Origin of the sequence: Acinetobacter sp. YH12094 (genome assembly GCF_013419295.1) — a bacterium.
In the GTDB taxonomy this organism is placed as follows: domain Bacteria; phylum Pseudomonadota; class Gammaproteobacteria; order Pseudomonadales; family Moraxellaceae; genus Acinetobacter; species Acinetobacter amyesii.
Window position 1 is genome coordinate 22611 of record NZ_VPAK01000004.1, and the last position, 23599, is coordinate 46209.

Here is a 23599-nt window from a genome sequence, read left to right on the forward strand (position 1 = left end):
AGTTTATGATTATAAAAAATATATGTTAAAAAACCCTATTCTTTTTAGTAGTTTATTTGCTATTTCGCCAATATAAAACTTTCTCTTAATTGTTATTTTCTGTTAAAAAATGGCCGTTTTTCACCTATTTTTAACGGTTTTTTCAAAGTCACTAGTAGCATTTCAAAATACTCAGTGATAGCATACACGCAGACCAGTTAGACTGCTCTATGCATTTTTAATACCTATTCAAATTAGGCATAATAAAAGCACACAACAGACTAACGCAGGTTATTTTTTAATCTCATATTTTAGAGAGTGATGCCATGTTATTCAAAAAAATCGCTATTGCTGCTGCAGTTGCTACTACTTTAGCTTTCGTTGGTTGTGCTAAAAAAACTGAAGAAGCTGCTCCTGCTGCTGCATCTGAAGCTGCTGCTTCTGAAGTAGTTGCTGCGTCTGACGCTGCTGCTGTTGAAGCTTCTGCTGCTGCATCTGAAGCTACTGCTGCTGCTTCTGAAGCTACTGCTGCTGCATCTGAAGCTACTGCTGCTGCTTCTGAAGCTCAATAATCTAACCGATTATTCAGCACAAAAAGAGAGCCCTATGGCTCTCTTTTTTATTGCCTCAAACTTTAAACCCTAGTTCATAAAAAGAGCTAAAATTCAAAATACTAAGCCCATGGTTATTGAAAAATAAAAACTGACAATTTAGCTAAAGGAAAGCCACAATCAAGCTCTAAGACAACTCAACTCAACTCAAGTATATCGTCTTTTTTAAAACGAATATTCTTCAACATGAATTGTGCGATAGATGATGAGCACTGCGCCTCCTAAATCAAAGGAAAAAAAAGCAGATCAATTGATCTGCTCATTTCCAACACGTTGACGGAATTTTTGTCCCGCACGGAAGGTCACTACACGACGGGCAGAAATCGGAATTTCTTCACCCGTTTTCGGGTTACGGCCTGGGCGTTGACGTTTATCACGCAACTCGAAGTTACCGAAACCTGAGAGTTTAACTTGTTCCCCAGAGATTAGCGCTTGGCTAATCTCATCGAAGAATAACTCGACCATTTGTTTTGCTTCACGACGGTTTAAACTCGTGAGCTCACTTAAATGATCAGCCATTTCTGCTTTTGTTAATGCTGTCATGAAGCCCTCAATGTCGCCTGGTAAGTGTTTTCCAACACCTGAAGTATGTTATCCATACCGGTTTTGATTTCAGCATCTTCTAATGTACGTGTTGGATGTTGCCATTGAATTGCAAATGCCAATGAGCGCTTGCCTTCTTCGACACCTTGACCAGTGTACACATCGAATAACCAAACTGCGTCTAAAAGCTCACCGCCGGTTTTTTCGATAAGTTGCTGAATTTCACTAACATTAATCTTATCACTAATTAAAAGCGCAATATCACGTCGAACCGACGGAAAACGTGATAATTCTGTAAAATTAGATACATAAGTTTGCAAAACAGCCGATTGATCCAATTCAGCTACCCAAGTAATCGCCAAATCCAACTCATCTTCTAAAGATGGGTGTAAACGACCGAAGTAACCAATTGATTGACCATTGACTAAGATTTCAGCAGATTGACCTGGATGTAACCACGTACGCTCTGAACGTACATATTCAACATTTAAACGTGCAGAATTTAAAATCTCCTCTACATCGCCTTTAAAGTCAAAGAAATCCATAGGCTGTGCTTTACCATGCCAAGATTCAGTCGTACGTGAACCTGTTGCAACCAGTGCAAAGGTTGGTATCTGTTTGAGATCATGAATGCTGTTCGCACCTTGATAATCAAAACGTAGACCAAGCTCATAGAAACGCACACGGTTTTGCTGACGGTTCACGTTGTATTGCACACATGGGATCAAACTTGATAATAAGGTTGAACGCATCACTGCAAGATCACTAGAAATCGGATTTGCAAGCGCTAGTGGTTGAACCTGTGGATTCAATTGTTTCTCAAGTTTCGCATCAGCAAAGCTAAAGCTAATTGCTTCTTGATAACCCAAAGCCACTGCAGTTTGACGTAACTGAACCAATTCAAATTGGTCTTGGTATTTCGCCAGTTTGACATCAATCACCGGCAAGCTAATTTGAATATTGTCGTAACCGTGAATACGTGCCACTTCTTCAATCAAGTCTTGATAAATTGCCATGTCAAAACGGTGTGATGGCGGTACAACTGTCCACTCACCTTCTGCTTTCACAGTGACATTACAACCCAAACGCGTTAAAGCATCCGTAATAAATGCAGATTCAACTTTATAACCGAGTAGTTGATCAACTTGTGCTTGATTTAGTTCAATGGCTTCACGTTTTGGTAATAACTCTACTTTTTCAGCAACAGTAATTGGACCAAACTCACCACCAGCTAAATCAGCGATAAGTTGAGAAGCACGGTGCATTGCCGTCATCGGCAATTCAAAGTCTACACCGCGTTCATAACGCTGAGATGCATCAGTATGCAAACCAAAACTACGTGCACGACCTGCGATATAGAGTTGATCAAAGAACGCCGACTCAAGGAAAATTTCAGTGGTATCATCAGAAACCGCTGAACTTAGGCCACCCATGATTCCTGCAATCGCCAAAGCTTTTTGATCATCCGCAATCACCATCACGTTTTCAGATAATTCAACTTCTTGTTCATTCAACAACGTTAATTTTTCTGCTGCTGTTGCTTGGCGTACACGAACAGAACCTTCAACTTTACCGCCATCGAATGCATGTAAAGGTTGACCCAATTCCATTAAAACGTAGTTGGTAATATCGACCAAAATACTGTGCTGACGAATGCCTGCACGAGCTAATGCACGCTCCATCCACTCAGGAGTTGGTGCTTTGGTATTAACGTTTTTGATCACTCGACCTAAATAGCGTGGGCAACCATCAGTTTCAACAACAACTTTCTTCTCATCAGTAATTGTTGCAGCAACTTCTTTAATTTCAGGGGCAGTCACAGGGAGTTGGTTAATCACACCAATTTCACGTGCAATACCACGAATACTGAAGCAGTCACCACGGTTTGGCGTGATGCTGATATCAATCACATTGTCATCAAGATCTAAATATTCACGCACATTTACACCAACAGGTGCATCGGCAGGAAGCTCTAATAGACCGTCGATTTTATCTTCAAGATCAATTTCAGACGCACCGCACAGCATGCCTTGTGATTCAACACCACGAAGCTTGCCTTTTTTAATTTTGAAATCGCCCGGAAGTACTGCACCAATGGTTGCTACAGGAGCTTTCATGCCTACACGTACGTTTGGAGCACCACAAACGATTTGTAACGGCTCGCCTGAACCGATGTTTACAGTAGTGACACGTAAACGGTCAGCATCGGGATGTTGAACCACTGTTAAAACTTCACCGACTACTACACCAGTAAATGGTTTTGCAGCAGGAGATAAATCATCAACTTCTAAACCTAACATGGTCAGTTGGTCAGAAAGTGTATCGCTATCAATGGCTGGGTTAACCCATGTACGCAACCAATTTTCGCTAATTTTCATTGTATAAAAACCTATTAATTCTAAATTTCTAATCCTCTCTAGCGTCCCTTTAAAGAAAGAGGACGAACCCTAAGTCATGATGGACAACCCCTCTCCTTTTAGGAGAGGTTAGGGAGAGGTATAAAACTGTTTAAGCAAATTGGCGTAAGAAACGCACATCATTTTGGTAGAACATACGCAGGTCATTAATGCCATAACGCAACATTGCAAAACGCTCTACACCTAAACCGAAGGCAAAGCCTTTGTATTTTTCTGGGTCAATGCCAGCGGCTTGTAAAACGTTTGGATGCACCATACCGCAGCCCAAAACTTCCAACCATTTACCACGTTCATCCATGATATCCACTTCCGCACTTGGCTCTGTAAATGGGAAATAAGATGGACGGAAACGCACTTTCAAATCTTTTTCAAAGAATTCATTTAACAAGTTCACCAACAAACCTTTAAGTTCTGCAAAGCTGGTGTTTTCAGCCACATACAAACCTTCGATTTGATGGAACATTGGCGAATGCGTTTGATCTGAGTCACAGCGATAAACACGACCAGGACACACAATACGGATTGGAGGCTGCTGAGTTTCCATCGTACGAATTTGCACGCCTGAGGTATGCGTACGAAGTAAATGATTCGCATCAAAATAGAAAGTGTCGTGCATCGCACGTGCAGGATGATGACCCGGAATGTTCAATGCTTCAAAGTTGTGATAATCATCTTCAACTTCTGGACCAGTCGCAACAGTAAAGCCAGCTTTGGTAAAGAATTGGCAAATACGTTCTTGAACTTGAGTCACAGGGTGAATACTACCCACCGTTTGACCACGGCCGGGTAAAGTAATATCAATCGTTTCGCTAGCAAGCTTTTGTTCTAATGCAGCTTTTTGTAATTCAGCTTGACGAGCAGTCAGTGCGCCAGTAATCGATTCACGAACGGCATGAATTTGAGCACCAAAAACTTTACGTTCTTCTGGGTCCATTTTACCGAGCGACTTCGATTGTTCAGCGAGCTGGCTTTTCTTCCCTGTAAATTGCACTCGCACTTGGTCGAGTGTAGCAAGGTCCTCTGCTGCTGCAATCGCAGCGAGCGCTTCAGTGGTCAGGGCTTCCAGTGACATAGTAACTCTCAAAGCAACAATTTAAAAAAATAATATAAACCCCTTATTCTAACAGTTTTTAGCCGTTATGATGAAGCGCATTCACAAGTTAAAATTGCATTAGCATCAAGTTTTAAAAAAAGTATAAGATAAACACAATATCAATGGGATCCAATCTTTATGGCACTCGATCCAATCTGGAAACAACAGCTCACACTCGTCACTTATGGCAATGAATTTCTCAACCAAGGTTTGAGTTTTCATCGTTGGTTGAATCACCACATTTTTGATCAGCACAGTTTCCATTTTCGTGATTTGCTTTCACAGCATTTATTGGCTCAACATTTCCAAATTTGGCTAGAGGGCTTAAAAAAACAAGGGGTACAACGCTTAAGTTTACATAGCTCTAGCTTGCTGAATGATGAACAAAATCCGAATGCTAACGTTGAACTTCTTCCCTTTGCCCATTTTATTGTAAGCCACGAAAAAAATAAAAAGCAGGCATGGATTTTTGGTAAAGAACTTGCCGAGTGGTATAACGCAGAAAATGACTATGAAGCACCGGCATCCCAACAACTGCAAATTCGTCGAGAAACCTTTTGGCGCTATGAGCTGAACCATAAACTCATTAAACGCATCGAAGCAGATATGCAGTTACCAAAATGGGATGACATTCATAACTTCACTGAAGCAGAATTATTTTTACAAAAACCTGCGGAAGGTTTTATTGAGCCGGAGGTGTTAGGCACACCTTATTATGGTACGCAGCCCGATCTAAGCAGCGAATCGAATGAATCCGCAAAACTCGCACTCTTGCCAACGGATGCACAAGCGGATTTTGCACATGACAGCTTACATCGCTTAGATGCATTAAACCGCCATATACAGTCTAAAATTCAGCATCCCTATCATGCAGATGGCAGCATCTATACACCTGAAGAACAGTTAAATTTGCGCCATTTTGCTCAAAAAACTGAAGATTTAACGGCTAAATTTATTGTGAAAGTCGCTAATCACTATAAAACTGCACGTTTAACTCCTATGGTCGAAAGCTCTCCTCTGGATGGATTTAAAACTGAGCAAAGAAAATCAAATCCTCAGCATGCACACACGCCAAATCCAACCCATAAACCCGGTGCAGGTGGAGTGATTACCTTAATTATTATTACGGTAGTGATTTGCTTATTGGCTTATTACTTCGGACTTTAACTGTATAAATGTGATCAACACTAAAAAGCCCTTCTCATGGAAGGGCTTTTTTATGAACATGCTTATGTATGAAAGACCTCAAAATTATGAGGTCGTTAAATAATTAAACGGACGAATTTCTAATCGAACGCGATGCTGATCGGCATGTTGATTAATATAATGACTGACAGAGACTACTTCCCCCTCAAGCTCTGCGTCTGCACCATACATGATTTTGACTGCCTCACCTTTGCGGGGAATCATTTCGAGCTCTACAGTAATGCTACCTTGACCCATACCAACTATTTCAGCCAACATTTTATTTTCCTTTTGTTCTTTTCTATCCATACATTAGGCATGTCGCAAAGCGCGGTATAAAGATTATTTCTGTAACTTAACTGCACTTTTTATTGATAAAACATCAAAACTTAAACATCAAAAACATAAGAGTCCAATTGTTCTAAAAATGCATCAACTGCATTTGCAGACTTTAAACGAATCCATTGAATATGTTGATATTCAGGTGCATTCATCATCTGTAGATATTTTTCACGATTCTTTTTATGGGTCTTAATCATCCACCAGACAATGGAATCTCGACCAAACATCCACCACAAACTTTCCTGATTATTTGAATCTGGCCAAAGATCTTGTTTGGACTTAGCCCGAGAAAATGCGCGCTTTACAGAGCGGTATAAATTGACTGGAAACGGAAGGTCTAACCATATCACCGTATCTATTTCAGACCATTTAACAGGAATCGTTCGAGTATAGTTGCCATCAATAACATAACCATTTTTCGCTTTAGCAATTTCAGCTCCGATACGTGCAAAAAAGATCTCATCAGGACATTCTTGCCAATCATCTAGCCAAAACAAGTTATCTAATTCAATGTAATGCAAACCAAGCTTTGTTGCCAATGCCCTAGAAAATGTTGATTTTCCTGTAGCAGATGTACCGACTACATTTATTCTTTTCATTGTCATGATGATCTACTTGAGTCTGGTGAATCTACTTCAAGATAGCAGCATTGGATCTGTAGGTTAACTTTTATTCTTCACGATAATCCAAAAGATCTGCATCGATATTGATAAAGTCAGGCTTTGGGGTTTGTTCAAATTGAACGGCTAATATATCTGACTGATTAGCAATGCATGCTTTCGCGACTCGATGCATACCATCCATCACTCGACCACTGGCACATAAAATAATGGGATAACTTAAGTCCGCAGCATTTACCAATTCCAGATGTTCAATAATTTGCTATGTGGTCGGAGCAGATTTTGGAAACCAATAAGCTTCGTTCAACTCTTGAATGTCACTTACAGGAATTTGCTGAACCTTGAAATTTTGACTGAGTTTTACTAAGTGATGTACATCCCAAATATACGTATCGTCGCCTACTTGGCGGAAGTGATACTGTTTGCGCATCAAGCAGTTACCTTTTAAGTCAAATTAAAGCTAAGATAGCTAACAATTGAAAAATAAAAAAATGCTTCATTATGATAGATCATTACGAGCAATTTATTCTTGGTTTGCAATATAACGCTCAACGCTTTTTTAACCAGAAAATTTACTATGACGAGATTTTGCACCCATGGTGCGGCCAAGCTTGTGACATTTTCTTGATTCGCGATTTTAAAACCAATGCATTACTACATGACTCAGTTGATCATTTGATCATGTATATGGCTGAAAAGTGGATTAGAAAATGCTCACTTTATCCATTTGATCTTCTTTTTGAGCATGCAAAACTTAATCAACATCCTCATTTTTACTTTGTAAAAACCAACTATCCTCTTGCTGTTTTCCACAACAATTTAAATCAAGCCTTTGCACTGGTTCAAATCCAATCTGAAACGAAAATTTTAGATATCAGCCCTATTGGTGATCCTCGGGAGTTTTGGGGTGCAAGTTCCACACAATTTCATGACGCATTCGGGCTGTTTACATTAATTGAGCTCAATCAACAACAGCGGAACGAATGCTTTTGCTTTGATAAAAATTCGAGTTGGAGCAGTTTAGTAAATAGCATTCAACTGGATTTATTTGAACATCCGTTTTCTACCCACATTCAGCCTCAATTTAAACTAATCCATAATTTGTATTATTATGGCCTTCTGGATGACTCACTCCCTCTTTTGGAGAATCCTCAAGCTTCACCTCAAGTTGGATTAAGTCTGCTTGAAATGCTCAATTCAATCGAAGCTGCTATCCAAAATTTAAAACATGTAAAAAACGAAAGCTCACCGATCCATTTATTTACAACCGAAGAATATGCACAACTATTGGATTATGAGTACAAACTGTCAGAACACCATGTAGATGTCACGTGCTATACAGCCAATCATTTCAACCGCGAAAATTTAGTCAATGATGAAGAGAAAGCTTTACTCAAACAACTACAGAAAAAATACCCCAAAGTTAATTATTTCAAGTCAACATCTGATCAAGCTCTTTCCGCCACCAACACTTCAACAGATAAAGAGCCTGAAAAACCATGGGTTGTATTTTTTTCTTTAGTTTTAATTTTTGCCATGCTATTCGCTTTACTTTATGGCTTTTATTTACTTTTTAAACAATTTGAGTTTATAAAATTTGCCGCAATCACAATTGGCATCATTGTGTTTTTAGCCATATGGTCGAAAAAATAAGATGTCTAATCAAATTCGTCCATAAAAAAAGACCGCTAAAAGCGGTCCCTTTTTAAGTCATAAAGACTTATGCAGCTAATGCATCTTTAGCTTTAGAAGCTAAAGCAGCAAATGCAACTGCGTCATGCATAGCGATGTCAGCAAGTACGCGACGGTCGATAATCACTTGAGCTTTTTTCAAGCCAGCGATCATACGGCTGTACGACAAACCATTTTGACGAGCACCAGCATTGATACGCGCAATCCATAGAGCACGGAATTGACGTTTCTTTTGACGACGGTCACGGTAAGCATATTGACCTGCTTTGATTACTGCTTGGAACGCTACGCGATATACGCGTGAACGAGCGCCGTAGTAACCTTTAGCACGAGCAAGAATTTTTTTATGACGGCGATGAGCCTGTACACCACGTTTAACACGAGCCATTTATAATCTCCTTAGATGTATGGGCACATACGGCGAACTGAAGCAACGTCACTTACGTGAACCATTACACAGCCGCGTAATTGACGGATACGCTTAGCAGATTTTTTGGTCAAAATGTGTCGTTTGAACGCTTGGTGACGTTTAAAACCGTTTGCAGTTGGCTTGAAGCGTTTAGCTGCACCACGGCGAGTTTTCATCTTAGGCATAAGAACCTCTTTTGAACACCTGTTCGGCACGTCTGCACCATTGCAAAGACGCCCTGCAGGTAAGGGAGCGAGTATTCTAAAGCATCTTTGCTCAAAACAAAAGCGAATCTTTCTACCGAATATCGAACTTAATTAATTTTCTGATATAGATTTTCCGATGATTTTATAAGCGATGCCCAATAAGGCTTATATAATGTCGGCACGCCAACTATTAATGTCCATTATGAAACCTGCACAGGATGCTTTTGCAGCCCTACGTTATCGGGATTTCTCGATTGTTACGCTTAATCAATTTTGTCTGACCTTAGCCATTTTGATTCAAGAAATTATTGTTGCTTACTCACTGTATCAAATCACTAAAGACCCGCTAACACTGGGCTTAATTGGTTTAGCCGAAGCAATTCCTTTTATTGCTCTCTCTTTGTGGGGAGGATACTTTGCAGATCGTTTCAATAAACAGACCATTATGAAAATTTGTCTGTTTTTTTCTGTACCTATGCCACTTACTCTTTGGGGGTTATTTCACCAATATGGTCTCGGCCAAATTGATGTCCCCCAACTGTCTTGGGGGATTTATGCAGTCATTTTTGGGCTTGGAACGATCCGTGGTTTCTATAATCCCTCGGCAACGTCGCTTAAACCTTTTTTAATCCCGCGGGAGCTCTATGCCAATGGTGCAACATGGACAACGATTGGTTGGCAAAGTGGGGTGATTATTGGGCCAATGCTTGGCGGTTTTATGTTGGCATTTTTAGGCCGTGAAACCAGCTTACTCAGTGTTGCGGCGCTACTAACGGTCTGCTTCATTCTCATTAACCTACTCAATAAACGCAGTTTCCCTAAAATTGAATCTGCAAATTTAAAAGATAGTTTAAGTGAAGGTTTTCGTTTTATCTGGAAAACCAAAATTGTCCTTTGGGCGATTTCACTCGATTTGGTTTCTGTGCTTTTTGGTGGCGTGATTGCCCTCTTACCGATTTTTGCCGAAGATATTTTAAAAGTGGGGCCTGAAGGTTTAGGCTATTTACGTGCAGCGCCGTCTATTGGCGCCCTGATCACCATGATTGCATTGACCAAATTCCCTCCAACTCATCATGCATGGCGTAATATGTTATTGGCTGTAGCGGGTTTTGGTGTATTTACCATTTTATTCGCATTTTCAAGCCATCTTTGGTTATCACTCTTTGCACTGGCAATGACTGGTGCATGTGACAGCATCTCTGTGGTGGTTCGCCAAACCATTTTACAGCTCTACCCGCCCGAAAATATGCGTGGCCGTGTAGCCGCGGTCAATGGCATGTTTGTCTCCAGTAGTAATGAACTTGGAGCTTTTGAATCGGGACTTGCTGCAAAATATATGGGCACGATCATGGCGACAATCTTTGGTGGCTGTATGACCATGGCTGTAGTTGCGATCAGTTGGGCAAAAACCCGTGATTTGTTTAAAGTAGATATCACCCAAAGTCATGATGATTTAAAAAAATAAATTTACCGATCATATTAAGGGCAAATATTCATTTTGCCCTTTTTTTTATGGATGATTTATACTCATTTTCCTCCTTTATTTTAATAATTTAAGATTTATTTTATGAAAATTAAAACATTGATTTTACTGAGCAGTATTTTATGTGGCTATTCTTATGCCGAAACAGATATAAATAACAGCCCTAAAGAGCTTAAATTACAATCTAGTGGTGTTAGTTTTCTTAGAACACCAAAAATTGACGTTAATGAAAATGATCTAAAAGGTAAATCTCATCAATTTCTTGCACGTTTATATGTAAATGAGATAGGTAAAGTGACTCAAGTCGAAACTCTCAAAAGTACAGGCTTAGATGCTTTGGATCGAAAAATCAGCGCATCCTTAAGAGGTGCAAGATTTAAGCCGTATATAGAGAATGGTCAAGCCACTTCATTTATTATTCAACTACCTATTAAACTAAATTAGGGAACAAAATACTGATTCCGCAAGTCGTATTCCACCTAAATGCAAAATAGAACTTCATTCAAATGTTTATGATGCTGAACGCAAAAGCGCAAAAACCCGTGACTTATTTGGAATCGACATTACCCATCAGTCAAAAAAATAATGGCATATTTTCCATTTAAACCTTGCCAGTATTTCCAATACAGGAAATACTGCGCAGCAATATCGACGCATTCATCACTCACTTTGTGATCTTAGAATAGACTTATGAAACAATATCTGTGCTTAACCCTTTTGGCCTGCGCTCCATTTTCTACAGCGTTTAGTGCTTCAACCAAAACCCATCAACTTCCGGCACAGAATATTGAAGTTGCTCCTGCGCATTTAACCACGCGTTTAAATTGGTCGGTTTTTCCAAAACCAGTATATGCCAATGAAGACCTCAAGCAACGTGACCGCGCGGCCATTATTCGTGTCACAGCGAATGCAAAAGGTACAATTACCGATGCAAGTGTTGAAGAAAGTACAGGGGTCGATCAACTCGACCGAATCTTAATTTCTGCTGTCAAAAAAGCTAAAGTCAAACCACATTTAGAAAATGGTGAAGCCAAAGCCATTATTGGCTATCAAGCGTTTAATTTGAGAGTTAAAGGCAATACGCCTGAATGTGATTTCAACTTTGATTCAAAAGTTTGGAATGCACAAAGTGCAGATAAGAAAACGCCATTCCAATATGTATCTCAACCAAAATTAGATCTCACTAGTCATGAATTGAAACAGCACGATCGTAAAGTCAAATTTAACTTAAAAGTGGATAAACACGGACAAGTAAAAAAGGTCAAGATCAAGCAAGGCTCTGGCATATATGTACTCGATCAGAAAGTCGTTGAAGCACTAAGAAATAGTCAGATCTCGGTTAAACGTACTGCGAGCACCCTTTGGATCTATAAAAAGTCGAACTTTAAAGATGAAATTCAATTTAAAGTGAATGGCTGCTCATAATCTCAATTTTTAGCGGCATTAAAATAATGAATTGGCGTGCCGCGCACTGATGGAATGACTATGTTGAAACAATATACAGCAATAGGTCTAATGCTCTGTGCAAGCACAGTGATGTGCACGCAGTATGCTGCCGCTGAGACTGCGCCCGCCAGCGAAGTAAAAATATTGCAAGACAGACCTGTCAGCTGGATGCGCGCACCCAAAGTTAAATTTGAGCCAGGAGATCTGGAAGGACGCCCTAGATTTGTCAATGTCGCAATTGATGCAGACAACTCGGGCAACATTACCGCAGTCAAAATCATCACCAGTTCAGGCTTGCCAGATTTGGATGATATGGTCATTAACGCGGTAAAAAAGGCACGCTTCAGGCCTTATATAGAATCGGGCATCAGCTATCCCTTCCGAGCGACGCAGCCATTTGAATTTAATGCTGATGACTATTCATCGACACGTAAAACACCAAAAAGAAAGCCCATCAAAACCTGCTGGGCTGATTTTGAGCCCGAGGGCTTGCAGCTCCAACAGTCTGGCAACATAGAACATTTCAATACAAAGACGTCCCCGCAATGAAGCTGCCGATGACGGAATCTGAAGCAAAACAATTCAGCATAGATTTTAGTTTTAGCGTAGATCGTAAGAACCAAATTTCCGATATTCGTTTAATACAAAGTCCAAGTGATCCAATTGCCCGCTTGCTATTAAAGAAATTTGAACTGGCAAAAATCGAAGCGCCACGTAAGTTTTATCAGATCTTTAAAATTCAACTTAAAGAGCGCATTCAGCTGAAAAATATTCAATGTAATTGAAAAAATAGCCCGTAGATAAACAGATAACGTCCAATTTTGGCGATACTGACCAGTGTGAAAAATCGCCAGAAGTTTTCTTTCATTAAACCCGCGATTAAAGTAATTGGGTCTCCAATAATCGGCAGCCAACTCAGTAGCAAAGACCAATAACCATATTTGTGATAAATACCCTGTGCCTGCTGCATTTTCAGCTCTGACACGGGAAACCATGTTTTATTTTTATAATGTTCTACTTTTAAACCGAGCCACCAATTCACACAAGAACCGAGGATATTTCCGATACTGGCCACCAAAATCAGTAGCCATGGATTGTGTTGACCATAGCTCAACAATCCGAGCAATACGGCTTCGGACTGTAAAGGAAGTAAGGTCGCAGCCCCAAATGCCGCGAAGAATAAAACTAAAAACGACCACATCGAAACGAATGCTTAGAGACCTAATTTTTTCTTCGACTTCAAATATTCAAAATTTGACCAAAGCACTGCTGCAACAATTACAACGATTCTCGACCATTTATATTGTGAAGAAATCGGTTCAATCGCAGCCCGCATCAAGTTTTGATCTTTGGTATGTAAATCTGCAAGAATATTTTGAACATGCACAATTTCAGCGACAAATAGCACTAAGCAGCCTGCAATACCAAAAATAATACTCCAATAGATTCTTGGGTTATTTTCAACAATACGGGTAAAATTTAAGAAAAAGTCTTTCATCGCAAAATCGTCCAACTAAGCCGTCAACAACGCGTTCTTTTCGGCAGCGCCGCATTCTAACACAGCGTTAGAATTTTCTTCCGTCCTATCTAAAATCTTAAGGTGAGTCTTTCCGCACTTTACTTTTATACATGAGACTTCTAATCTGCCACGCAAATATTGAATAATTTTAACTCACTTTATGAAAAAAATTCTTTGCTTAAGTTTTATCGTGTTATTACAAATTTTGACCGCTTTATATGCACAAAGTCCTTCTGAAGTTGCCAAACAACACGTGATTACACAAGATCAAATGATTTGGAAAAAGCGACCTATTTTTAACTTCAACAATGACGATCTTGGCAATCAAAATCGTGACCTTAGTTTTAAATTGTATGTTTTAGCCACCGGCGAAGTTCAAAAAGCTGAATTAATCAAAAGCTCTGGACTCACGCACATTGATAAGCGGGTTGAGCAGTCACTTTTACGTGCCAAGTTCAAACCTTATATCAAAAATGGTGTCGCTTACCCCTTTGTTGCCGTACAGCCCTTTTCACTCAAGACACTGAAAGAAAACCAAAGACCTTGGTGGAAAAAGCTTCTATTCATTCCATAAAAAAAAGAGCATGTTTCCATGCTCTTTTTTTTAAACCTGTATCGCTAAGGCTTTTTGTACCGCTGGACGGGCCGTCAGTCGATCAATATAGTCTTTCACGTATGGATAATCTTCCAACTGAATTTGCTGCCATTCATGACGCAGTGCCCAAGGCAGAATAGCCATATCTGCAATCGAATACTCTCCAGCCACAAATTTTTGACCAATCAACTGATGGTTCAAAACTTTATATAAGCGTTTAGATTCATTTACATAACGTTCAGTTGCATACGGAATACGTTCAGGTGCAAAACGACTAAAATGATGATTTTGTCCTAACATGGGCCCAAAACCACCCATTTGCCACATCAACCATTGTTCAACTTCAACGCGCTCAAACTCATCTTCTGGATAAAACAAACCTGTTTTACGTCCAAGATATTGCAGAATCGCACCAGACTCAAAAACTGAAATTGACTCTCCTCGTGGGCCATTCTGATCCACGATTGCAGGGATTTTATTGTTCGGAGAAATTCTCAAAAAGTCTGGCTGAAATTGATCATTTTCCAAGATATTAATCGGAAAAATTTGGTATTCCAAACCCATTTCTTCTAAAGCGATGGTAATTTTATGTCCATTGGGTGTACCCCAATAGTAGAGATCAATCATCTATATTCCTTTTTAATTTTCAGTAAGGCAATCTCATTTTGCTTTATGTATAACATGTTTAATCCAGTGAAAGCTTGTCAGTTTTTCTGAAAAGTAACGTTAAAATGTGAATTATCACTTTGCTTTTAAAATCACTTAAGGTACAAAAATTCAAAAAATATAATTTTTTTATAAAAATCCCTTGAAAAAAATCAGCACAGACCGATATTGATACATGTACAAGGATCAAACGATCTTGTTAGTGAACAGTGGATGCCAAGCATCACTGAACATTTCTTATTGTTACAACTTTGCTTATTAAAGAGAGTTCTAATTATGAGTAGTTTAAATCTTAACCCACTTTTCCGTCGTAGCATTGGTTTTGATCGTTTCAACGATTTATTTGATTATGCCATGCAAAGCGACACACCAAATTACCCGCCATACAATATTGAAAAAACGGCTGAAAATAGCTATCGCATTGTGGTGGCAACCGCAGGTTTTACAGAAGATGAACTTTCGCTAAACTTAGAAAATCAAGTGCTAAGCATTTCAGGTAAACCAACTGAAGCGCAAGATACAACTGTGGAATTCCTGCATAAAGGCATTGCTCGTCGTACATTTAAACTGTCTTTACGCTTAGATGAACATATAGAAGTGCAACAAGCCCTATATGAAAATGGTTTATTGACAGTGGACTTACAGCGTATTATTCCTGAAGAAAAACTACCACGCCAAATTCCAATTGGCAAAAAGGCATTGATAGAAAGTCCTGTCCAAGAAAATATCGCTGAGTAAACCCTCATAAAAAAAAGACCCTTCGGGGTCTTTTTTATATTAAGAAAATTAGTTAGATTCCAAACATGACAAACAAGAATAAAAAATCATGCCATCTCAAGAATATAGTGTCTAGATTGCAAATTTTATGTTTCGTTTTTTATCTATTCTCAACTTAATCTTACCCATAGGTGTTTTTAATGAATCCTTGGTGGGTCTGGCTTACAAGCTGTTCATCTACTCTTTTTAAATTTTGGCGTATCTTGCAAAAAATAATCCTACTTTGTATTACTATCTATTTCTATGAAATGTACTTTGTTCTGATTGCTTTTATGACATGGAATATACAACCTAATATTACCAAGATGAAAATCTATTGGAGGGTACTGAAAATCCCCATCTCACTGCCGGTGTTATGTAAATAGATCTCACATAGTTAGCTCAATAAAAAGCTTTGCTCACTTTATACCTACATTAAAACTAAATTAAAGCATTTCAAAACGTCTGAATCGAAACAACGATTGAATATCAATTAGAATATAATCAAATTTGTCTTTCTTAAAGAAACTTACTTAATACCCTCAGACCTAAGTTCGCATTCATGAATTTTGCTCTATTTTCCAATCAATACGCAGCAAAAATTATTGGTACCCTTGAACATCATTGAGATTAAAAAACCCAAATATAGGCAAAAAAAAGCACTGCAAATGCAGTGCTTTTTTAATGGATACTTACTTTTTCTTTTTAGGACCAAGCAGCATACCCATTTGACGGCCTTCCATTTTTGGTGTTTGTTCAACAACACCATAGTCAACCACGTCAGCTTCAATTTTTTGCAATTGAGCCAAACCTAACTGTTGGTGTGCCATTTCACGACCACGGAAACGAAGCGTGATTTTTACCTTATTGCCTTCTTCAAGGAACTTGATAATGGCACGTAGTTTAACGTTGTAGTCACCAACATCAGTACCAGGGCGTAGCTTGATTTCTTTCACCTGTACTTGATGTTGTTTTTTCTTCGCTTCTTTTTGCTTTTGTTTTAGATCAAACAAATGCTTGTTAAAATCCATGATTTTGCAGACTGGTGGCTCAGCATTAGCAACAATCTCAACAAGGTCAAGATCTACTGCTTCTGCAGCACGCAAAGCGTCAGCAAGAGATACAATCCCTTTTTGCTCGCCATTTTCGTCTACTAGACGGACTTCTTTTGCACGAATTTCATCATTCAAGGCAGGACGGTTTGATTTTCCGCCCTGTTGATTACGGTCAGGCTGTTTAATCGCTTTTACTCCACAATGTACCGGCCGCGTTCGGCTACGGCTGCTTTTACTAGGTCAACGAATGCATCAATTGACATAGTACCCAAATTTTTTCCAGAGCGAGTACGGACGTTTACAGTACCTTCCTCAACTTCACGGTCCCCAAGAACCAATAAGTAAGGAATACGCTCTAAAGTACGTTCACGAATCTTAAAGCCGATTTTCTCATTTCTCAAGTCTGAAATCGCGCGGATACCGCTTTCTTTAAGTTTAGCGACGACTGACTCACATGCTTCAGCTTGTGAATCGGTAATGTTCATCACACATGCTTGAATTGGAGACAACCAAGGTGGCATGAAACCAGCATAGTGTTCAATAAGTATACCAATAAAACGCTCGAAACTGCCAAGTATTGCGCGGTGCAACATTACAGGCTGATCACGGTCGTTATCTTCAGTCACATAAGATGCGTCAAGACGTTCTGGTAAGTTAAAGTCACATTGAATTGTACCGCACTGCCATACACGACCTAAGCAGTCTTTCAATGAGAATTCAATTTTCGGACCGTAGAATGCGCCTTCACCCGGTTGAAGTTCCCACTCTAGGCCAGCAGCATCTAAAGCATCTGCTAAAGATTTTTCTGCCATGTCCCAAAGTTTGTCATCACCCACACGTTTTTCTGGACGTGTCGACAACTTCATTTGTACTTCTTCAAAGCCGAAGTCTTTATAAACATCTAATGTCAGTTTAATAAAGTCTGCAACTTCAGTACCGATTTGTTCTTTTGTACAGAAGATATGCGCATCATCTTGTGTAAAGCCACGTACACGCATAATGCCGTGTAATGAACCCGATGGTTCGTTACGGTGACATGAACCAAACTCAGCCAAACGAATTGGAAGATCACGGTAAGATTTCAAACCTTGGTTGAAGACTTGCACGTGACATGGGCAGTTCATTGGTTTTACTGCATAGTTACGGTTCTCTGAGTGAGTCGTAAACATGTTTTCAGCATAGTTTGCTGCGTGACCTGATTTTTCCCAAAGCGTGAAATCAACCACTTGCGGTGTACGGATTTCTTGGTAACCATTGGCTTGTTGAACTTTACGCATGTATTGTTCAAGCACTTGGTAAATCGTCCAGCCGTTTGGATGCCAGAACACCATACCCGGCGCTTCTTCTTGCATATGGAACAAGTCTAACGCTTTACCAATTTTACGGTGATCGCGTTTTTCAGCTTCTTCAATACGTTTGATATACGCAGCTAACTGTTTTTTGTCAGCCCAAGCTGTACCGTAAATACGTTGCAGCTGTTCGTTTTTCGCATCACCGCGCCAGTAAGCACCAGAGATTTTAGTCAGTTTGAACGATTTTAGGAATTTAGTATTTGGAACGTGCGGACCACGACACATGTCCAAGTAGTCTTGATGGTAGTACAAGCCCATTTCAGTTTCTTCAGGCATGTCTTCGATCAGACGCAGTTTGTATTCTTCGCCGCGTGCAGTGAACTCTTTGATCACTTCATCACGTGGAGTCATTTTTTTGATGACATCATAGTCTTGGTCGATGAGCTTTTTCATGCGCTCTTCGATTGCTGCCATGTCGTCTAAAGTAAAGGGACGTGGCATCCAGATGTCATAGTAGAAACCTTCTTCAATGACAGGACCAATGACCATCTTTGCTTCTGGAAACAATTGCTTAACTGCATGACCCACCAAGTGAGCACAAGAGTGACGAATGATGTGAATACCATCTTCATCTTTAGGCGTGATAATTTGTAGGCTAGCATCTTCTGTAATTAAATCAGACGCATCAACTAAACGATCGTTTACACGACCCGCAACTGTATTTTTTGCTAGACCAGGACCGATGCTTTGAGCAACTTCCATCACAGACACGGCATGATCAAATTCTTTTTGATCGCCATTTGGCAAAGTGATAATTGGCATATAAAAATCCTTAAGGAGTGATGCCCCGTACAATGGAGCATGTCACCGCGAGATTATGATCGAGGGAGACCCTCAAAAGATAAAAACGGTGGATAAATAAAATTCGACCTAAATTTTACACGCCCTGCCAACTTTAATAAACCTCTAATCCCATGGAAGTTGATTTTTCTGCTGCCTTTTACAAGACTCCTGATAATTCAAGCAGATTTCAGCCGAAATACGCTTTATGCTGTCAACATAATAATCACGTTCTAATTCATAAAATTATTCCGAATTTCGAACACCTATACCCACTGAAATCTTTATGTAGGCAGGTATCATGCAAGCACATTCACTTATATCTTGGTCTAGTTTAAAACCGCTCCAACCCGCTTATGCCCTTGCAGCCAATGTCGATCTTGTGGTCTTACGGCTCGAAGATGATGATGTAGAAAAAGTCGTGGTCATGTATGGTCGCTGTCAGCATCGCGGCGCACTCATGGCCGATGCCCATATTCAAGGAGATAAAATCGTCTGTGGGCTGCATGGTTCTCACTATATTTATAAAACTGGCATCAATCCACGTTATCTGAATAAAAATCTGCAAAAGTTTAAAGCGTGGGTGGAAGGCGATCAGGTGTATGTCGATCTTGAAGAAATTCAAGCGTGGGAAAATAGAAATCCACAGCAGTATAAACGCGATCAATACCAAGGTTTATATGCGGATTCGGCACCCGCACCTGAAGAACCACATAATAAATTGATCTTGGAACTTGCACGCAATGGTTTAAGTAAATTTGGACATCATGGCCCGACAGCTGCCATGGGCGTGCCTTTCAATCAACTCCCGAAATGGGATGACATTCAACTGATCACCGCACAACTGTGGAAAATCCCATTATTAGATGATGCACCCGTAGCAACCGAAGTGGTAATTGGCCCAAATGCTAAAAAACCCTTAAGACTCAAAATCCCCCTGTTTGTGTCAGATATGAGTTTTGGTGCGTTATCTCAAGAAGCCAAAGTTGCCCTTGCAACAGGTGCTGAAATTGCGGGTACAGGGATTTGCTCAGGTGAAGGTGGAATGCTTGCAGAGGAACAAGCGGCCAATTCACGTTATTTTTATGAACTTGCATCGGGTCGTTTTGGCTATGACATCGAAAAAGTTAAAAAGTGTCAGGCCTTTCATTTTAAAGGCGGTCAAGCTGCAAAAACAGGTACGGGAGGGCATCTTCCAGGCCATAAAGTGGTTGGTAAGATTGCAGAAGTGCGCAAATTACCAGAAGGCACCGCAGCCGTTTCCCCTGCGACCTTCCCTGATTGGACGCATCTTTCACAATATCGTGAATTTGCAGAATATGTCCGAGCCGAGACCGGCGGCATCCCAATCGGCTACAAGCTCTCCGCACAGCATATTGAACGTGATATCGACGCAGCACTCAGCATTGGTGTGGACTATATTATTTTAGATGGACGTGGCGGTGGTACAGGTGCAGCCCCAACCTTATTCCGTGACAATATCTCTGTACCGACCATTCCTGCGCTTGCACGAGCACGTCGTCATTTAGACCGTCTAGGACGGTCAGATATTAGTTTAGTAATCACAGGTGGACTCCGTGTACCCGCTGACTTTATTAAGGCACTAGCTTTAGGTGCAGATGCCATCGCGATTTCAAACTCTGCCATGCAAGCCATTGGCTGTTTAGCTATGCGTGCCTGTCAGACCAATGATTGTTCTGTCGGCATTGCCACACAACAAGATCATTTACGTCGTCGTTTAGAAATAGACAAATCGGCACAACAACTGGCGAATTTTCTAAATGCATCCGTTGAACTGATGCAAGTCATGGCTCGTGCCTGCGGACATCATCATCTGAATCAATTCTGTAAAGATGACCTGACCACATGGAAAAAAGAAATGTCGAACCTCACGGGTATTCACTACAGTGGATTTGAGTAAGCTTCAAATCATGAGCTTTTTTCAAAACAATTGAACCTAAAAAGAGTCCATACGGGCTCTTTTTTTATTCTCTGAAGGTCTCAAAGGCCATGAATTGATCGGATTGGTACAACCAAAGCTGTGCAAATTGAGGGATGATCATTTCACTCTGGGTAGGGCGTAAAAAAATATAATCATCTACGTTTATGCTGCTTGTCTGTGGAATTTGCACAAGCTCCTGATTACTACTGCGACCATATAACGCATGGGGCTGACTGCCTTGAGGATAAACATAGTCCCCTCGCCAATAGCCTCCATAAATAAATACAGCCTGATATTTTGCCCAACGACTGAGCCATTCTAACTGTGGTAATTCAGTCCGCGGCAACACTTTTAACACAGGCGTGGCGATCCACAAGGCACTTTGGAAAGCTTGTAAATTTTTCAGTTCAAAATCTGCAGGTTTTAATAACATCGAGCCAAACGAGACTTCGTTACAGACACTCTGCTGACAATGAAAACTAAAGCTAGGACTACCACCACCATTCCAACAGGTGTGTTCATCACATAAGGTTGGGTAGCGCTGTTGTACATAAGCTTTGAATTGTTGATAACTTTGCTGGGACTGTTGATAAGTCTGTTCAGCAGATTGGATCAGCCGTGGAATCTTCGCCACATGTGCGTCGTAGCCCATCAATCCTGAAAATTTTAAATGTTGAGGATGTCGAACGATTACATCCAAAACAGCCTTTAGCTCATTGATCGTTTTTAGACCACCACGATGTAGCCCAACATCGATTTCAATATTGATGCGTAGACACAGTTGATGCTGCTCAGCAAATTTGAGGTATTGGGCTAAACGCTGTTCACTATCAATAAGCCATTGCACTTGCGATTGCGTTGCCTGCAAAAACGCCTTGTCTGCATGGTTCAAGGCCTGAATCGGCATCGGTTTTCCAAACAACACATCGGCTTGCGGTATCGATTCGAAAAGTGTTTTCAGATGTGCAAAATGAAATAGCATGAAACGCTGTGTCTGAAGCTGTGTAGCACAGTGTTGAAGCAATGCCATGCAGGCCAAGGATTTCACCACCAAGCGCGGATGCAGCCCTTTTGGCATTTGCTGCTGAGTGACCACCAAGTTGTGATTTAATGCATCAACATCCACGATTAACTGAGGCATCCCCGTACCATTTTGTTTTAACAGTGAATTCAACTTTTGAAAATATGCATCCATTCCATCCCCTTTTTCATATCGTTCAATTGGTCTTCAATGTTTAACTTCCACGATGCTTAATCAATCAGTAACTGCTGTAGCTCGGGACTGAGCCACTTTTGCTGAGGATCTAATTCTTGTCGAATATTCAAAAAATCTTGCCACTTGGGGTACACATTTTGAAGCTGCCGCGCATTTAGGCTATGCAATTTCCCCCAATGCGGACGCCCGCCATATTTTAAAAAAATCGGCTCCACGAGCTTAAAGATGACTTGATAATCTTGCTTATAGAACTGATGCACCGAAATTGAGGCCGAATCTTGCTGATAAAACGGACTGAGCCAAATATCATCTCCACGTACAAGTCGATATTCTAGCGGAAAAAACATCGGAACCTTATGTCGTCGAAGGGTATGCAAAATTTCTTCTAAACAATTCATCCCGTGTTGCAGCGGAATCTGGTATTCCATCTCATTAAATTTGGTATTTCGAGCAGAAGGAAAAATTCGACTTGACCAGTCTACGCTGATCGAAGGTTTGACAAAAACACCTAATAAATTTTGTAGCCATGGATTCAGTGGTGGAAAGAATCGCGTCAATTCTGCACAAAATTTGAGTAAAACGTCGTCATCTAACCACTGTTCTTTCCGCGGTTGAAGGTTATCTTCCGTCTCATCTAAGGTTTTTAAAATAACCTGATCGGCATGACTAAATGCCCAGAACTCAATATGTCGATGTTCATATTGCCATTGCTGCATATTCTGCAAGACATCTTTCAGCGGACATAATCGCGTTTGTTCTTTGAGTTTATACATCGGTCGGTTTTGCAGCTGTACATGCGTCAGCACGCCTAAACTCCCGAGTGAAACACGCCCTGCTTGGAAAATTTCGCTGTTCTGTTCAGCACTGCATTGTATTAATTCGCCCTGCGCGGTTAATAATTCGAAACCCGTAACCAGCGCCGATAAACACGGTAATTCGACTCCGGTACCATGTGTTCCTGTTGCGATAGCCCCAGCCAAACTTTGATGATCAATATCTCCTTGATTAATCAGTGCCTGATCAAAAGACGCGAGCTTCTCCCCCAAATCAAATAATCGTGTACCAGCTTGGACGGTGCTTTGGCAGCGTTCAGCATCGATATCTAGAATGCCTTTGAGATGATCTAAACGTACTAAGGTATCTGTGGTTTTTGCCAAAGGGCTAAATGAGTGCCCTGCACCGACCATACGAATCTTAGGATGGGATTGCACCACATCCATTAATTGCTCAAGATTTTGCGGTTGTATAAATGACTTCGGGATCGACTTCTGAGCACCTGACCAATTTTCCCATGCAATGTCGTGTTGAATTGTCATATTCATCCTTGTCGCCATACTTTTTATTGTATTTAGCCGTATTGTTTTATTTTTGATTTCCGCTTTTGCAATGTTAATGCACAAGCCATCTTGATTTTTTACTTAGATTATACGAAGTTTCGCATCTTCTCAAATTTAAGTTTATTGTTAAAAAACAGCAAATAAGCCACGATCAATTAAAGAAAATATCATTCGTTTATATCCCCACAAAGACTATTCAAGGCGCTCTACATTATTCGTTAAGCATCATTCAAACCGAATCAATAAAAAAGATCACACACGGAAATATCTGCCAAATTAGTATAAAAAACCAACAAACCCTGTATATTTTTCAACTAAATTATTTATGCTAAAAAATCAATTTTGAGAACCACAG

The 23599-nt window shown here is 40.2% G+C and carries 25 protein-coding genes and 1 pseudogene; 11 read left to right on the forward strand and 15 right to left on the reverse strand.

Going from position 1 to position 23599, the window contains the following annotated elements; all coding sequences use genetic code 11:
- Positions 1–305 precede the first annotated feature (305 nt).
- On the forward strand, positions 306–551 hold the full coding sequence (locus tag FTU34_RS04660; RefSeq protein WP_078192631.1) for a hypothetical protein: 246 nt from the start codon (positions 306–308) through the stop codon (positions 549–551).
- Between the two features lie 285 nt (positions 552–836).
- On the opposite strand, the gene FTU34_RS04665 is transcribed toward FTU34_RS04660, so the two are convergent.
- The 3 genes from FTU34_RS04665 to pheS all read right to left on the reverse strand — a co-directional run bounded on the left by FTU34_RS04665 (position 837) and on the right by pheS (position 4622).
- Positions 837–1133: an integration host factor subunit alpha gene (locus tag FTU34_RS04665; protein WP_004783565.1), complete on the reverse strand. Its 297-nt coding sequence runs from the start codon at positions 1131–1133 to the stop codon at positions 837–839.
- Complete coding sequence (gene pheT, locus FTU34_RS04670; protein WP_373686477.1) at positions 1130–3526, reverse strand: phenylalanine--tRNA ligase subunit beta; 2397 nt, start codon at positions 3524–3526, stop codon at positions 1130–1132. Before pheT ends, FTU34_RS04665 begins: the two co-directional genes overlap by 4 nt.
- A 115-nt stretch (positions 3527–3641) precedes the next feature.
- Positions 3642–4622 (reverse strand): phenylalanine--tRNA ligase subunit alpha, encoded by a 981-nt coding sequence (pheS, locus tag FTU34_RS04675; RefSeq protein ID WP_180024390.1) that lies wholly within the window; start codon positions 4620–4622, stop codon positions 3642–3644.
- A gap of 159 nt (positions 4623–4781) precedes the next feature.
- On the opposite strand from pheS, the gene FTU34_RS04680 reads away from it, so the two are divergent.
- Positions 4782–5810 (forward strand): hypothetical protein, encoded by a 1029-nt coding sequence (locus FTU34_RS04680; protein WP_180034864.1) that lies wholly within the window; start codon positions 4782–4784, stop codon positions 5808–5810.
- A gap of 84 nt (positions 5811–5894) precedes the next feature.
- Here the strand turns inward: FTU34_RS04680 and FTU34_RS04685 are convergent, their stop codons facing one another.
- From FTU34_RS04685 to FTU34_RS04695, 3 genes and pseudogenes are all read right to left on the reverse strand, one after another.
- On the reverse strand, positions 5895–6107 hold the full coding sequence (locus tag FTU34_RS04685) for a hypothetical protein (protein ID WP_111884721.1): 213 nt from the start codon (positions 6105–6107) through the stop codon (positions 5895–5897).
- 110 nt (positions 6108–6217) lie between these two features.
- Positions 6218–6769, reverse strand: a complete 552-nt coding sequence (locus FTU34_RS04690) for an adenylate kinase (protein ID WP_180034865.1) — start codon at positions 6767–6769, stop codon at positions 6218–6220.
- Positions 6770–6839: 70 nt separating this feature from the next.
- Positions 6840–7220: pseudogene (locus FTU34_RS04695) on the reverse strand (hypothetical protein).
- Positions 7221–7477: 257 nt separating this feature from the next.
- On the opposite strand from FTU34_RS04695, the gene FTU34_RS04700 reads away from it, so the two are divergent.
- The gene (locus tag FTU34_RS04700; protein WP_180034866.1) at positions 7478–8443 is read left to right on the forward strand and encodes a hypothetical protein; all 966 of its coding nucleotides are present in this window, start codon (positions 7478–7480) and stop codon (positions 8441–8443) included.
- Positions 8444–8510: 67 nt separating this feature from the next.
- Here FTU34_RS04700 and rplT read toward each other — a convergent pair whose 3' ends face one another.
- Both rplT and rpmI read right to left on the reverse strand, forming a co-directional pair.
- Positions 8511–8870, reverse strand: coding sequence for a 50S ribosomal protein L20 (gene rplT / locus FTU34_RS04705; protein ID WP_004647525.1), 360 nt, complete (start codon positions 8868–8870; stop codon positions 8511–8513).
- A gap of 11 nt (positions 8871–8881) precedes the next feature.
- Positions 8882–9076: a 50S ribosomal protein L35 gene (rpmI, locus tag FTU34_RS04710; protein WP_065994397.1), complete on the reverse strand. Its 195-nt coding sequence runs from the start codon at positions 9074–9076 to the stop codon at positions 8882–8884.
- 223 nt (positions 9077–9299) lie between these two features.
- Between rpmI and FTU34_RS04715 the strand changes: the two genes are divergently transcribed.
- The 5 genes from FTU34_RS04715 to FTU34_RS04735 all read left to right on the forward strand — a co-directional run bounded on the left by FTU34_RS04715 (position 9300) and on the right by FTU34_RS04735 (position 12811).
- The gene (locus tag FTU34_RS04715; protein ID WP_180035025.1) at positions 9300–10562 is read left to right on the forward strand and encodes an MFS transporter; all 1263 of its coding nucleotides are present in this window, start codon (positions 9300–9302) and stop codon (positions 10560–10562) included.
- Between the two features lie 102 nt (positions 10563–10664).
- Entirely contained in the window at positions 10665–11024 is a 360-nt protein-coding gene (locus FTU34_RS04720) for a TonB family protein (RefSeq protein ID WP_111884725.1), read from the forward strand.
- 246 nt (positions 11025–11270) lie between these two features.
- Entirely contained in the window at positions 11271–12005 is a 735-nt protein-coding gene (locus FTU34_RS04725; RefSeq protein WP_180034867.1) for a TonB family protein, read from the forward strand.
- Positions 12006–12065: 60 nt separating this feature from the next.
- Positions 12066–12575, forward strand: coding sequence for an energy transducer TonB (locus tag FTU34_RS04730; RefSeq protein ID WP_180034868.1), 510 nt, complete (start codon positions 12066–12068; stop codon positions 12573–12575).
- Between the two features lie 8 nt (positions 12576–12583).
- Entirely contained in the window at positions 12584–12811 is a 228-nt protein-coding gene (locus FTU34_RS04735) for a hypothetical protein (protein WP_180034869.1), read from the forward strand.
- Here FTU34_RS04735 and FTU34_RS04740 read toward each other — a convergent pair.
- Positions 12799–13227 carry a YqaA family protein gene (locus tag FTU34_RS04740; RefSeq protein ID WP_180034870.1) on the reverse strand — a complete coding sequence of 143 codons (429 nt, stop codon included), beginning with the start codon at positions 13225–13227 and terminating at the stop codon, positions 12799–12801. The genes FTU34_RS04735 and FTU34_RS04740 overlap by 13 nt on opposite strands.
- Before the next feature lie 12 nt (positions 13228–13239).
- Positions 13240–13524, reverse strand: a complete 285-nt coding sequence (locus FTU34_RS04745; RefSeq protein WP_078192639.1) for a hypothetical protein — start codon at positions 13522–13524, stop codon at positions 13240–13242.
- A 211-nt stretch (positions 13525–13735) separates the two neighbouring features.
- On the opposite strand from FTU34_RS04745, the gene FTU34_RS04750 reads away from it, so the two are divergent.
- Complete coding sequence (locus FTU34_RS04750) at positions 13736–14119, forward strand: energy transducer TonB (RefSeq protein ID WP_180034871.1); 384 nt, start codon at positions 13736–13738, stop codon at positions 14117–14119.
- Positions 14120–14149: 30 nt separating this feature from the next.
- Here FTU34_RS04750 and FTU34_RS04755 read toward each other — a convergent pair whose 3' ends face one another.
- Positions 14150–14767, reverse strand: a complete 618-nt coding sequence (locus FTU34_RS04755) for a glutathione S-transferase N-terminal domain-containing protein (protein ID WP_078192641.1) — start codon at positions 14765–14767, stop codon at positions 14150–14152.
- Positions 14768–15082: 315 nt separating this feature from the next.
- On the opposite strand from FTU34_RS04755, the gene FTU34_RS04760 reads away from it, so the two are divergent.
- Positions 15083–15544, forward strand: coding sequence for an Hsp20 family protein (locus FTU34_RS04760; protein ID WP_078192642.1), 462 nt, complete (start codon positions 15083–15085; stop codon positions 15542–15544).
- Positions 15545–16254: 710 nt separating this feature from the next.
- Here FTU34_RS04760 and infC read toward each other — a convergent pair.
- Positions 16255–16803, reverse strand: a complete 549-nt coding sequence (gene infC, locus FTU34_RS04765; protein WP_078192643.1) for a translation initiation factor IF-3 — start codon at positions 16801–16803, stop codon at positions 16255–16257.
- 5 nt (positions 16804–16808) lie between these two features.
- Positions 16809–18731, reverse strand: coding sequence for a threonine--tRNA ligase (thrS, locus tag FTU34_RS04770; protein ID WP_078189589.1), 1923 nt, complete (start codon positions 18729–18731; stop codon positions 16809–16811).
- 319 nt (positions 18732–19050) lie between these two features.
- On the opposite strand from thrS, the gene FTU34_RS04775 reads away from it, so the two are divergent.
- Entirely contained in the window at positions 19051–20670 is a 1620-nt protein-coding gene (locus FTU34_RS04775) for a glutamate synthase-related protein (protein WP_180034872.1), read from the forward strand.
- A 64-nt stretch (positions 20671–20734) separates the two neighbouring features.
- Here FTU34_RS04775 and FTU34_RS04780 read toward each other — a convergent pair whose 3' ends face one another.
- Both FTU34_RS04780 and FTU34_RS04785 read right to left on the reverse strand, forming a co-directional pair.
- Positions 20735–21886 (reverse strand): alanine racemase, encoded by a 1152-nt coding sequence (locus tag FTU34_RS04780; RefSeq protein ID WP_180034873.1) that lies wholly within the window; start codon positions 21884–21886, stop codon positions 20735–20737.
- A 56-nt stretch (positions 21887–21942) separates the two neighbouring features.
- The gene (locus FTU34_RS04785) at positions 21943–23223 is read right to left on the reverse strand and encodes a D-arabinono-1,4-lactone oxidase (RefSeq protein WP_180035026.1); all 1281 of its coding nucleotides are present in this window, start codon (positions 23221–23223) and stop codon (positions 21943–21945) included.
- Positions 23224–23599: the final 376 nt, after the last annotated feature.